The organism is Cupriavidus sp. 01L46, from assembly GCF_056399905.1.
The window spans coordinates 1-12,243 of sequence record NZ_JBFTSF010000198.1; the positions used below are offsets into that span (position 1 = coordinate 1).

General features: G+C 67.7%; 12 protein-coding genes and 1 pseudogene. 7 read left to right on the forward strand and 6 right to left on the reverse strand.

Annotation, left to right across the window (positions count from 1 at the left end):
• On the reverse strand, window positions 1-541 hold a 541-nt coding region (locus AC1DS3_RS26935), incomplete at its 3' end, for a Bug family tripartite tricarboxylate transporter substrate binding protein (protein ID WP_477128315.1).
• A 282-nt stretch (window positions 542-823) separates the two neighbouring features.
• Here AC1DS3_RS26935 and AC1DS3_RS26940 point away from each other — a divergent pair.
• The 3 genes and pseudogenes from AC1DS3_RS26940 to AC1DS3_RS26950 form a co-directional block, all read left to right on the forward strand.
• Window positions 824-1,078 (forward strand): annotated as a pseudogene (locus AC1DS3_RS26940) (aminotransferase class I/II-fold pyridoxal phosphate-dependent enzyme); the annotation flags it as partial.
• Window positions 1,079-1,225: 147 nt separating this feature from the next.
• Complete coding sequence (locus AC1DS3_RS26945) at window positions 1,226-1,801, forward strand: MarR family winged helix-turn-helix transcriptional regulator (protein WP_441630156.1); 576 nt, start codon at window positions 1,226-1,228, stop codon at window positions 1,799-1,801.
• Window positions 1,802-1,958: 157 nt separating this feature from the next.
• Complete coding sequence (locus AC1DS3_RS26950; protein ID WP_043347137.1) at window positions 1,959-2,300, forward strand: zinc ribbon domain-containing protein YjdM; 342 nt, start codon at window positions 1,959-1,961, stop codon at window positions 2,298-2,300.
• An 11-nt stretch (window positions 2,301-2,311) separates the two neighbouring features.
• On the opposite strand, the gene AC1DS3_RS26955 is transcribed toward AC1DS3_RS26950, so the two are convergent.
• Entirely contained in the window at window positions 2,312-3,214 is a 903-nt protein-coding gene (locus AC1DS3_RS26955; protein WP_441630154.1) for a LysR family transcriptional regulator, read from the reverse strand.
• 170 nt (window positions 3,215-3,384) lie between these two features.
• On the opposite strand from AC1DS3_RS26955, the gene AC1DS3_RS26960 reads away from it, so the two are divergent.
• Complete coding sequence (locus AC1DS3_RS26960; RefSeq protein ID WP_441630152.1) at window positions 3,385-4,386, forward strand: Bug family tripartite tricarboxylate transporter substrate binding protein; 1,002 nt, start codon at window positions 3,385-3,387, stop codon at window positions 4,384-4,386.
• Window positions 4,387-4,466: 80 nt separating this feature from the next.
• Complete coding sequence (locus tag AC1DS3_RS26965; RefSeq protein ID WP_441630150.1) at window positions 4,467-5,753, forward strand: hypothetical protein; 1,287 nt, start codon at window positions 4,467-4,469, stop codon at window positions 5,751-5,753.
• Window positions 5,754-5,774: 21 nt separating this feature from the next.
• Here AC1DS3_RS26965 and tam read toward each other — a convergent pair whose 3' ends face one another.
• Complete coding sequence (gene tam, locus AC1DS3_RS26970; protein WP_441630444.1) at window positions 5,775-6,545, reverse strand: trans-aconitate 2-methyltransferase; 771 nt, start codon at window positions 6,543-6,545, stop codon at window positions 5,775-5,777.
• Window positions 6,546-7,048: 503 nt separating this feature from the next.
• Here tam and AC1DS3_RS26975 point away from each other — a divergent pair.
• Together AC1DS3_RS26975 and AC1DS3_RS26980 are read left to right on the forward strand one after the other, a co-directional pair.
• Window positions 7,049-7,987, forward strand: coding sequence for a LysR family transcriptional regulator (locus AC1DS3_RS26975; protein ID WP_477128316.1), 939 nt, complete (start codon window positions 7,049-7,051; stop codon window positions 7,985-7,987).
• A gap of 313 nt (window positions 7,988-8,300) precedes the next feature.
• Window positions 8,301-10,007 (forward strand): methyl-accepting chemotaxis protein, encoded by a 1,707-nt coding sequence (locus tag AC1DS3_RS26980; RefSeq protein ID WP_477128317.1) that lies wholly within the window; start codon window positions 8,301-8,303, stop codon window positions 10,005-10,007.
• Here the strand turns inward: AC1DS3_RS26980 and AC1DS3_RS26985 are convergent.
• The 3 genes from AC1DS3_RS26985 to AC1DS3_RS26995 form a co-directional block, all read right to left on the reverse strand.
• Entirely contained in the window at window positions 10,004-11,170 is a 1,167-nt protein-coding gene (locus AC1DS3_RS26985) for a glycerate kinase (protein ID WP_441630145.1), read from the reverse strand. The two genes, AC1DS3_RS26980 and AC1DS3_RS26985, sit on opposite strands and share 4 nt — an antisense overlap.
• Complete coding sequence (locus tag AC1DS3_RS26990) at window positions 11,167-11,550, reverse strand: VOC family protein (RefSeq protein WP_441630143.1); 384 nt, start codon at window positions 11,548-11,550, stop codon at window positions 11,167-11,169. The genes AC1DS3_RS26985 and AC1DS3_RS26990 overlap by 4 nt, the downstream gene beginning before the upstream one ends.
• A gap of 117 nt (window positions 11,551-11,667) precedes the next feature.
• Window positions 11,668-12,243: LysR substrate-binding domain-containing protein (locus AC1DS3_RS26995; RefSeq protein WP_477128318.1), on the reverse strand; the 576-nt coding region annotated here is incomplete at its 5' end.

Genomic DNA, 12,243 nt, shown 5'->3' on the forward strand with positions numbered 1-12,243 from the left:
GCTTGAGGCCGGTGGCACGCTGGAACTCCTCGATGGCCAGGTGGCCCGGACTGCCGCTGCCGCCGGAGCTGAAGTTCAGGCGCTTCTCCTTGGCCTGCTTGACCAGGTCCGGCAAGGAAGCGATGCCCGACGACGGCGACGCGCCTACCAGCAAACCCGAACTGGCCAGTATCATCAAGGGCTTGAGCTCGCCGGGCCGGAACGGCATGGTRCTGTAGATATGCGGATTGACGGTAAAGGTGGTATCGATGCCGAACAGCACCGCGTAGCCATCGGCCGGGCTCTTGGCCACCGCGCCTGCGCCCAGGTTGCCGCCCGCCCCCGGCTTGTTCTCGACCACAAAGGCCTGCTTAAGCTCGCCCTGCAGCACCTCGGCCACTGAACGGGCCAGCAAATCTGACGGGCCGCCGGGCGGAAACGAGTTGACGAAGCGCACCGGCTTGGCCGGATAGCGCTCCTGGGCGTGCGCGGCGAGTCCCGGCGCGCAGAGCAGGAGCGCAAGGGTTGCGGCCCGCAATGGGGCGGCAAGGCGATGGAACATGGCGTGGTCTCCGTTGTTTTGTTATGCATGCACTCGCACTGCGGCGCCTCACGGCGCCGTCATGCCGGACAACTCTACTTGCCATGCCGTCGATTGTTCTAATCAATCATTTCAATCATTTCCGGCCCCATCGCCAGTCCATCGCGGCCAACCGGCCACGCCCGGATGGACAGGTTGGACGCGATGCCTCGCGCCGCGCAAGCCAGGCACGATCCTTCTCGATACGGCCCGCGCGGGTCTGTCCGATGAGCGCCCCCATCGCCGGCCGCCCTCCCCAGGGTAATCGGCCCGAGGACGCACTGGCTCATCCTGAATTCGCCATCCAACCTCACAGGCGCGGTCTACACGCACGGCGAGCTGGCGGCGCTTGCCGAGATGCGGCTGGCGCACCCGCACGTGCTGATCCTGTCGGATGACATCGACGAGCACCTGATGTTTGACGGCGCGCGCGTCCATACCATCGCCGCGGTCGAGCCGCGCCTGGCGGCGCGCACGCTGACGATGAACGGCGTTTCCAAGGCCTATKCCATGACCGGCTGCACCGTCAGGCCCTTGCGCAGCGCGCCGCATTCATTGCATTTCTTGACGCCGTGACGCCGCAGGCCTGTAATGCAGCTTCCCGCGCGCCTCCTTGCCAGGCCGCGCGATCACGAACCTATGATTCGATTCATCTGGGCCGCCCCCATGCCAGCTTCCAATCCAGCCGTAGATCGCCTGAACCAGCCACAATCGATCGAAGACCTCTTCCTCTACCGGCTGAGCTGCCTGCTGGCGGATGCCGGTGGCATCGTGATCCGCTATTGCGAAGGGCAATTCGGCATCACCCGCAGGGAATGGCGCCTGCTGGCGCTGCTCGCCGCGCACGGTGCGATGAGCTCGTCCGAGCTGGCGCAACTGGCCCACCTGGACCGTCCCCGCGCCTCGCGCACGATCACGGTGTTGGTGGACAAGAAGCTGATCAGCCGGGTGGCGCGGCCCGGTGATGCACGGCAGGTCACGCTGGCGCCGACCGCTGCGGGCGAGGCCCTGTACGCCGAGATCTTCCCGCTGACGAAACAGGTCAACCTTGAACTGCTGGATGCACTCGAGGACAAGGAAGTCGCGCAACTGGATGACATGCTGATGCGGCTGGAGCAGCGCTCCCGGCAGATGGCCGCGCGCGGCGGCCTGCCGCTGGCGGACCGTCGGCGCGGCGGCAGCGCACGCAACCGCCAGGCTCTGGCATTGCGCGATGCGAAGGACGCCAGCCACGGCAACTAGGCCGGCCTGGCGCACGAACGTCCTGCGCGTCGCGCCTCGCGGCGCGCCGGAGTAACACGGCCGCTGGAAAGGCTAAGCGGCTTTGGGCGGCAACGCCGCCCCGCMCGCTATACTCTAGCCCCCAAAAATCTCRAGCCTCAAGCAACCGGAAGCCGTCATGCCCACCATCCCCGCCTGCCCCCAATGCGCCCTGGAAAACACCTACCCCGACGGCGACAACTACGTCTGCGCCGACTGCGGCCATGAGTGGGCCATGGTGGCCGCCGCGCAGGACGATGACAGCGCCCAGGCCGTGGTGAAAGATGCCAACGGCGCCGTGCTGAACGACGGCGACGCCGTGGTGCTGATCAAGGACCTGAAGGTCAAGGGCTCATCCATCACGCTGAAGATGGGCACCAAGGTCAAGAGCATCCGGCTGGTGGGCGGCGACCACGAGGTCGATTGCAAGATGGACGCCGGCAGCTTCATGCTCAAGGCCTGCTACCTGCGCAAGGCCTGAGCCTGGCCGGATCAGCGCGCGTCGCGCGCTGCAAAGCGAGTCTCCAGCAGCGCGGCGAATTCCTCGGTAATTGCGGAGCTGGCCGACTGGCTGGACAGCGCCATGCGCACTTCCACCGGGCAAGCCGGCAGCAGCGGCAGCACGCGCAGCCCATGCGCGAATACCTCGGCCACGTACGGGTTCACGATGCCGATGCCGGCCCCCTCAGCCGCCATGCTGCAGATCGTGCCGGAGTAAGTGGTCTCGATGGTGGCCGATGGCTCCACCTGCCACTGCCGCATGCCGCGCAGAAACGCCACGTGTAGTTCGTCATCGGCGTTCAGGGTGAGCAGGAACTGGCCCTGCAGGTCGCGCACGTGAATCGTGCCGCGCCCGGCCAGCGCGTGACCGGGATGCATGACGCAAACGGCGCTGGTGCGATGCATGACCCGCACATCGAAGTGGGGATCGTCGAGATGGCTGGTGGACAGCACCAGGTCATACTGACCATTGAGCAGGCCCTCGCGCAGATGGTGCCCGCCTACCGTCTGCAGGTTGACATGCACATCGGCGTGGCGGCGCGAGAACTCGCCGACCACTTGCGGCATCACGCCCAGCCCGAGAGATGGTGTACAGCCGATGCGCAGTACGCCGGTGCCCGACTTACGCAGCACCGCCACGTCCTGCTCGATCCTTGCCAGCCCCATGAAGTGATGCTGCACCGTCTCGAACAAGCGGCGCGCTTCCTGCGTGGGGCGTAGCCGCCCCTTCTGTATATCGAACAGCTTGAGCTCCGCCGCGGCCTGCATCTGGGCCAGCAGCCGGCTCACCGACGGCTGGGTCGTGTGCAGCATCACGGCGGCGGCGGTGGTGGTGCCGGTGAGCATCACCGCCCGGAAGGCTTCGATTTCACGGAAATTCAGGGGTCTGGGCATGGGAAACGTCACGATCGATCAGATCGGGAGGATATATCACGGCTGCATAGCCCCCTCCCGATAAAGCATTATTCAGAATAAGGTCGCCCCCCTACACTCGCCGCACGATCAAGACGAACGCCGCCGCCGATAGCCGGGCCTGGTGGTCAAAAATGAGGGAGAACACACCGATGAAGCGGAAATTGCGAAAGTTGCTGTTCAAGCATGGCTGGAAATCCTGCGTAGCCGCGGCCGTCCTAGGCGCCACCTTCGCGGGCAGCGCGTTCGCCCAGCAGGGATACCCCGACAGGACCATTCGCATCATCGTGCCGTTCAGCGCTGGCGGCAGCTCCGACATGCAGGGCCGCATGCTGGCAGACCGCCTGGGCCGGCTCTACAAACAATCCGTGGTGGTGGAAAACCGCCCGGGCGCGGGAGGCCATATCGGCGGCAAGGCCGTGGTCGATGCACCTGCCGACGGCTACACCCTGCTGCTTGGCTCCATCGGCCTGCACGCCACATACAACACCTACAAGAAGCTCAACTACAACCCGGCCACGGACCTGAAGATCGTCACCGTGCTGGCTGAGATGCCGCACGTGGTCGTGGTGAACCCGAAGGTGCCCGCCAGCAACCTGCAGCAGCTGGCAGCGGCCGCGCGCCAGCGCCCGGACACGATGACATTCGGCTCGGCGGGTGTCGGGTCCTCGGTCCATATGATGGGCGAGCTCTTCAAGCTCAACGCCGGCGCGCCGCTGGTCCATGTGCCTTACAAAGGCAGCGCGGCGGCCATGACCGACCTGCTGGGCGGCCAGATCGACATGATGTTCGAGAACCCGCCGACCACGCTGTCCTACATCCGCTCGGGCAAGCTCAAGGCGCTGGCCGTGACCGGCAAGGTGCGCTCGCCCGCGCTGCCCGGCGTGCCGACGGCGGCGGAGTCCGGCTATCCCGGCTTCGTGGCAACGTCCTGGACCACGGTGGCCGTCAGCGCCAAGGTGCCGGACGCGATCGCCGACAAGCTCAACGCCGATATCCGGCAGATCGTCGCCACGCCCGAGTTCCGCCAGGGTCTGCAGGAGCAAGGCATGACCCCCGTGGCCAACACCCGCGACGCCGCGCAGCGCTTTATCGCGACGGAAAAAGCGCGCTGGGACCAGGTCATCGCCAAGGGCAAGATCAGCGCGGAATAACACGGAGTAAAGCCGCGCAATACCAAGGCGGCAAACCCGCCTTGCACCAGCACACCCAGTCTCAACGGAAACCCAGCCTCATGCATTCCTCACGCATCATTGCCAGCCCGCAGCCCTACCGGCGGCTGGGCGCGGACGGCCTCCACCATTTCTTCGGCTACTACAACAAGAGCACCTGGGACCGCAGCCAGCGCTACGTGCTGGCGCAGCGCGTGCCGATGGCCGACGCCGAACTGACACCGGACCTGGTGGCCGAGATCGGCTTCTTCGACCTGCAGGACGGCGACCGCTTCCACCGCGTAGGCCAGACCACCGCCTGGAACTGGCAGATGGGAGCGCAACTGCAGTGGCTGGATGGCGCGCCCGGCAGGCAGCTCATCTACAACTGCCGGACGGACGACGCGTCGGCCATTTATCCGCACTTAGGCGCAACGTTGCACAACGTGGAGACGGGCGAAGACAAGACGCTGCCCATGCCCGTGTATGTGGTCGCGCCGAGCAGCGAGTACAGCCTTTGCGTGAATTACCGCCGCCTGTACATGACGCACCAGACCATCGGCTACAGCGACGCGACGCCACAACCGCCTCTGCCCAACGCGCCGGCAAACGACGGCATCCACTACATGGACCTGCGTACCGGCGAGACGCGCCTGGTGCTGAGCTACCAGGACCTGCGCAACTTCCACCCGAAGGCCTCGATGGACAAGGCCATCCACTGGGTCAGCCATATCGAGATCAATCCGGGCTCGTCGCGCGTGCTGCTGCTGCACCGCTGGACCGAGCGCGTCAAGGACGAGACGTGCTTCCTGCACCGGCTCATCACGGTCAATCCGGACGGCTCCGACCTGCGCCTGCTGGAGTGCTCCGACCATCCGCTGCCGCAGCTCGCGGAGGATTTCGATCCCAACGCGGTCGGCACGTTCGACTACGAGAAGTCCGAGTACCAGATCTCGCATCCGCTGTGGCGGGATGACGAACACATCATCGTGTGGGGGCCGCACGCCGGCAGCATCCATTACCACCTCTATCACGACAGCGTGGGCGGCGAGGTGCAGGTCGTCGGTAAGGGCGTGCTGACCGAAAACGGCCACATGACGTTCTCGCCGGTGGCGCGCAACTGGTTGCTCAGCGACACCTATCCAGACAGTGCCACCAACGAGCGGATCCTCTTTCTCTACGACGTGGCCACCGGCCTGCGCCACGACCTGGGCAGCTTCTACACGGACCCGGGCCTGAAGAAAGAGAACCGCTGCGACCTGCATCCGCGCTGGAGCCGCGACGGCCGCCACGCCTGCATTGACTCGATCCATGACGGCGAACGGCAGATGTACGTGATGGACGTCAGCGCGCTCACAGCCAGCGCCTGAAACAATCCCCGGCCCCGCCCGTCAGCGCGTGGCCACGATGAAGAACCGCGGGAACGGCAGCAGCACCGTGCCGTCCGCCATCGGCGGATAGGCGCGCGCCACTTCCGCGGTGTAGCGCACCAGGTAAGCCGCGCGCTCGGCTTCATCCAGCGGGTCCAGGAAGGGGCGCAGGCCGGTGCCCTTGAACCACTCGACAATCGCCGCCGGGCCACCGGCCAGCGCGTGGTGGTAGGTGGTGTGCCAGACATCGACCGCTGCGCAATGCGTGCGCAGCAGTTCGTAGTACCAGCCAGCGCCCTGCAGCCCGGTACGCGCCTGCGAAGCGGCGGCCAGCTTACCGGCCCACGGGCCGTCGGCGGCGACTTCGCGCATCAGGCGGTGCGCGGGCGTGTCCAGCGTGTCGGGCACCTGGATTGCGAGGCTGCCGCCGGGCGCCAGCTTCGCGGCAAGCGCGGGCAGCAGGCGGCCGTGGTCGGGCAGCCATTGCAGCACGGCGTTGGCGAGGATCACGTCGTAGGGGCCCGGGTCGTACCAGGTTTCGATGCGGCTTACCTCGAACCGCAATCCAGGCAACCGCTTGCGCGCGGCTTCGACCATGTCGGCCGAGCTGTCCAGCCCGGTCACGCTCGCGCCGGGAAAGCAGGCGGCCAGCACTTCGGTCGAGTTGCCCGGACCGCAGCCGATGTCCACCGCGACGCGCGGCTCGCGCCCCGGCACCGCGGCCAGCAGGTCGCGCACCGGGCGGGTACGTTCGTTCTCGAATTTCACGTATTGCTTGGCTGACCAAGTCATTGCTGCTCCTTTGCGGGTTCGGTTCTGGTGCCTCGGAAGATCGGGCGCCTCTGGCGCATCTAGCGCATCTAGCGCATCTAGTGCATCTGGAGCATTTGGCGCCGCAGCCTGCCTGGTTTGCCGCAACGCGGCCCTGCCCTTGGCGGTCAGCGCGACGATGGCCTGCGCGCGCGGCACGCCGGGCCGGGACGCCATGCCCACCAGGCCGGCCGTCGTCGCATCCTCCCACGCGGACAGGCGTGGGCAGGACGTGCGCCATGCCTCCATGGTGTCGGCGAAGGTGCGCGGCRTGGCGTCTAGCCACGCCAGGAACGCAAGCAGGTTGCCCGGGTGCGACGACGCGGGAAGATCGGCGTCCTTGTCGTTGTCCTTGTCGTCGTCCTTGCCCAGATCTTGTTCTTGCATGGCCGTGCTCCGTGGATGCCCGATGCATGCCGTCAGGATAGAGCCGAACTGCTATGATTTCCAATGCATATTGAGCACGTTTTCAATACCCTGAGAGTATGGCAATGATTGAGCTACGCCGGCTGCGCGCCTTCGTCGTCCTGGCCGAGGAAGGCCACGTCACCCGCGCCGCCGAGCGCCTGGGCATGCAGCAGCCGCCGCTCACGCGCCTGTTGCGCGGGCTGGAGGAGGAGCTTGGTGTTTTGCTGATGCGCCGCCTGCCGCGCGRCGTGCGCCCGACAGAGGCCGGCCTGGCGTTGCTGGAAGAGGCCCGCGCCGTGCTGGCCCGCGCCGAAGGCGTGGCCGATGTGGTGCGCCGCGCCGCGGCCGGGGAGCAAGGGCGGCTGGCGGTGGGCTTTACCAGCTCCGCCGCCCTGCACCCCTTCGTGCCCGCCGTGCTGCGCCGGTTTCGCGAAAGCGTGCCGGGCGTTGCCGTGACGCTGGAGGAAGCCGGCACCAGCGAGCTGGTGGAGGCGATCCTGCACGAGCGGCTGGACGCCGCGTTCGTCCGCTCGCCGGTGGGCAGCACCGCCGGGCTGGTGCTCGATGCCGTGCTGGACGAGCCGATGCTGGCGGCGTTGCCGGCCGGGCATCCGCTGGCGGCGCAGGCCGGCGCGCTGCCGCTGTCAGCGCTGGCGCGCGAGCCGTTCATTCTCTATCGCCGCCCTGCCGGGCCCGGCTTGTATGACGCGATCCTGACCGCCTGCCGCGCCGCGGGCTTCAGTCCGCTGGTGGCGCAGGAAGCACCGCGCCTGCCGGCCACGCTGAGCCTGGTGGCAGCAGGCCTTGGCGTGTCCGTGGTGCCCGCGTCCATGCACCGCCTGGGTGGCGAGGATATCGTCTATCGCCCGCTGGGCGATAGCCCGCCGCTGAGCGCGCCCCTGCACCTCGCGATGCGCCAAGGCGTGCTGCCGGCAGCCGTGATGCGCTTTCGCGCGATGGTGCGCGAGATGGTGGCGGCTACGCCAATCGCACCAACGCGCGCCATGCGCCGTTGAAGGCATGCGCCGTTGAAGGCATGCGTGGCGGTTTCCCCTGCGTCCTTCCTCGGGCTTCGCCGCACGTTCCGAGCGGGCAGCCGCGAGGCCGTCATTGTCCAGGCAGCGGGAATCTCTGTTCGCCCTGGTAGACAAGTTTGGCCTACAGCTTCGCCCGCCTGCCTGCCCGGGGGCTACCCACCACGCGCGCGCCCGATTGGCTCCGCGCGTTCGTGGTTGTAGCAGACATCCCGCGTATCGAAGCCTTGCTTCAACTTCAAATGGCGTCGCCGTAAACGAGCATTGAGATCCCTCTCAATCCATGGATTAAACAATGCTCCCCAACTTAACCATCAAGGCACGGCTCGCCATTGCGATGCTCGTGCTTTCCGTCTTGCTGCTTGTCGTCGGTGCGCTGGGCTTGCTCGGCATGTCGCGCAGCAACGCGGCGAACCACGCCACGTATGCCAACCAGATGCCGAGCGCCATGGCGATCGCGCAGGCCGATATCTGGCTGGGCCGGGTCCGCAYGGCGCTGTTCAGCGCCGGCATGGAGCCGGAATCTCCCCACGCTGCCGAACTGCTGACCCGCACGGAGAAATTCCTGGCGCAGTCAGAGTCCGCCTGGCAGCGTTACCTGTCCCTGCCGCGCGACGCGGAAGAAGAGCGGCTGGCCCAGGATGTCATCGCCAAGCGCAAGGCGCTGTACGTTGCGCTCGATGCCTTCACCGCCGCCGTCAAGTCGGCCGACCACCAGAAGATCGTCGAGGCGGGGGTCGCGCAAACGCCGTATTACGCCGCGCTGCAAGCCAGCGGCGAAACGCTCAGCCAGTTCCAGTCGGCCCTGGCCAAGCGCAGCTATGAGGCCGCCGAGGCGTCTTATGCCACCTTCAGGGCGATCACCATTGCCGCGCTGCTGGCGGGGCTGGCGCTGGCCATCTATAGCTGGGTGGCCCTGCGCCGCGCCATTGCGCGCCCGCTCGACGCGGCGCTCGCGCACTTCGGCCACATCACCGCGGGCGACCTGAGCCGCCCCGTTGAAATCCACTCGCAGGATGAAATGGGCCAGTTGCTGTCGGGCATCGCGAAGATGCAGGACGGCCTGGCGCAAACCGTCTTGTCCGTGCGCACGGGCAGCGAAACGATCGCGGCGGCCACCAGGCAGATTGCCGCCGGCAACATCGACCTGTCGTCGCGTACCGAACAGCAAGCCGCGTCGCTCGAAGAAACCGCGGCCAGCATGGAAGAGCTCACCACCACCGTCAAGCAGAACGCGGACAACGCGCGCCAGGCTGCGGTGCTGTCTGCCACGGCATCGGAAACCGCCAATCACGGCGGCGAGGTGATCCGCGACGTGGTCGCGACCATGAGCGAGATCAACGAGAGCTCAACCCGCATTGCCGACATCATCAGCATCATCGAGGGCATCGCCTTCCAGACCAACATCCTGGCGCTGAATGCGGCCGTGGAAGCGGCGCGCGCCGGTGAGCAAGGCCGGGGCTTCGCGGTCGTCGCCGGCGAGGTGCGCTCGCTCGCGCAGCGCTCCTCCAGCGCCGCCAAGGAGATCAAGGACCTCATCGACAAATCCTCGGCGCGCGTGACGACCGGCACCGCGCTGGTGGACCAGGCGGGCTCGACCATGACCGAGATCATCCGCGACATCCAGCGCGTCTCCGACATCATGGGCGAGATCTCCGCCGCGTCCGTCGAGCAGACCGCCGGCATCGACCAGGTCGCGCACGCGGTGAGCCAGATGGATGAAGTGACGCAGCAGAACGCGTCGCTGGTGGAGGAAGCGGCGGCGGCGGCGCAATCGCTGGAAGAGCAAGCCGCCAAGCTGAAAGACACGGTGGCGGTGTTCCGGCTGGGCAACCAGGGCGTAGCCGGCACGGCGAGTGCGGCGAGTGCGGCTGTGCCCCATGCCGTGCGAGCCGCAAGCCGGCCCGCGGCATCGTCGCCGCGCCGCGCCGCACCGGTGGCACAGGTGGCGCCGCGTGCTGTTGCGGCGCCGGCCTCGGCGTCCGACTGGTCGTCCTTCTAAGCGGAACGCCGCGCGGCCGCGTAGAGCCGCGCCAGCTGCGCGGCGGCGGCTTCCAGCAGCGCCCCGCCCTGCGCGATCGACCAGGCCAGCGACGCAGGGCCGGCCTGCACCGAGAAGCAGCCATCGAATGCCTCGCGCAGCAGCGCGCCATCGGCAATCGCTCCCGATAGCAAGGTCACGGGCACGCCGTGCCGGCGTCCCAGCGCCGCGATTAGCGCCGGGCCTTTGCCAAGCAAGGTCTGGCGATCGGAGCGGCCTTCGCCGGTCAGGATCCAGTCGTACCCGTCCACCGTCGCCAACCCGGCGGTATCGAGAATAAAGCGGCCTCCCGGCAGCAATGGCGCGCCAAGCAGCCGCATGGCAAAGCCCAGCCCGCCCGCGGCGCCCGCGCCCTGCGCTTGCGCTGCGTGGCAACCGAGCGTCAGCTCGCAACGGGCCGCGAACTCGCCGATTACCTCGTCCGCTTGCGCGAGGTCCGCCACGCCTTTTTGCCCGCCAAACATCATGCTGGCGCCATGCGGCCCGCACAACGGGCTGGCGACATCGGTGAGCGCCACCAGGCGCAGCCCTTGCAGCAGGTCCGCATCGACGCGAGGGCGMAGGCTGCGGATCGACGCAAGATTGTCGGGCACCGGGTCGATGCGCTCGCCCGCGGCATCGAGGAAGTCGAACGCCAGCGCCGAGAGCATGCCGGCGCCGGCATCGTTGGTCGAGGAGCCGCCCAGGCCAATGACGATGGTGGCGAAACCTCGCGCGGCAATCCCGCGTATGGCCTGCCCCACCCCGCGCGTGGTGCGCGCGCCGGGCGCCGCCGCGGCGTCGGGGAGGCCGGCCACCGCCGCCACATCGAAGATCGCGAAGGCGCCAAGCGCTGCGCTCTCGCAGGCGGCAAACGGCATGCGCACCGGCTGGCCGTTGGCATCCGTCACGTCCACCGCATGCCAGCGCCCGCCGCATGCCGCGGCCACCACGGCGGCCGTGCCTTCGCCGCCATCGGCAATCGGTACCTGCGTGACCACGGCGTGCGGCAGCGCATGGCGGATGCCCTCGGCCATATGCCGGGCCACCGCCGGCGCGTCCAGGCTGCCCTTGAACGAATCGGGCGCGAGCAGCACGCGCAGCGCTCGCGCCGGCACGTTATTCAACGCCGTCGCGCTGGTCACGGCGCGGCCAGCTCGGAGATCTCGATCAGGTTCAGGTCCGGATCGCGCAAGTAGACGGAGCGGATCTTCTGCGTGGCGCCGGTCCGCGCGACCGGACCCGCAACGATGGGCCAGCCGGCGGCGCGCAGCCGCTCGATCACCGCATCGAGCGGGATCGACGCGATGAAGCACAGGTCCAACGCGCCGGGCACCGGCAGGTGCGCCTTCGGCTCGAACTCCGCGCCGCGCACGTGCAGGTTGATCTTCTGGTTGCCGAAGCGGAACGCCACGCGGTTCTCACCAAAGGTCTCCATCTGCATGCCGAGCACGCGCGTATAAAAATCGATGGTGGCGCCGGCATCGGTGCTGGTCAGCACCAGGTGGTCGAGGTGGTCAATCATGTCGCGCTTGCTCTCTCTGCGGTTTAGCCGGAAGCCATCATGGCAGTCGCGCAAGCAGATGAACATGTCGGAATGCGTCAGCACCCTTTCCGAAAGCGCAAGGCTGAAGCGGCCGCCTCAGCGCGGCGCCAGCAGGTGATCGAACAGCTTGCGCGCCTCGGGCTGCAGCGCCGCGGCCGATTTCACGCCAAGCCACAGCGTGCGCGAGGCCCACGGATCAGCAAGGCGGATGGCGCGCAACCCGGCGCCAAGGATCTCGGCGCGCACGGCGCCCTCTGGCAAGACCCCGATGCCAAGGCCCGCCTCGATCATGCGGCAGATCGCATCGAAGCTGCTGACCTGCACGCGCAGCTTGAGCACGCGCTCCAGCGCGGCCGAGGCGTCGGCCAGCCGCTGCAGCAGCGAGCTGCCCGGGTTGAGGCCGACGAAATCGTATTCGAGCGCGTCGGCGAAGGCCACCTCGGCGCGCGCCGCCAACGGATGATCCGGCGGCACCAGCACCACCAGGCGGTCGCGGCGGTACTCGAATTTTTCCAGCGCGCCGGCCGCGACGTTGTCGGCAAACACACCGATATCCGCCTGCCCGCCCGCCACCGCCGCGATCACCTCGCCGCTCATGCGCTCCTCCAGGCTGACGCGGATCAGCGGCTGCGCGTGCAGGAACACGCCCAGGTCCCGCGGCATGAACTGGAT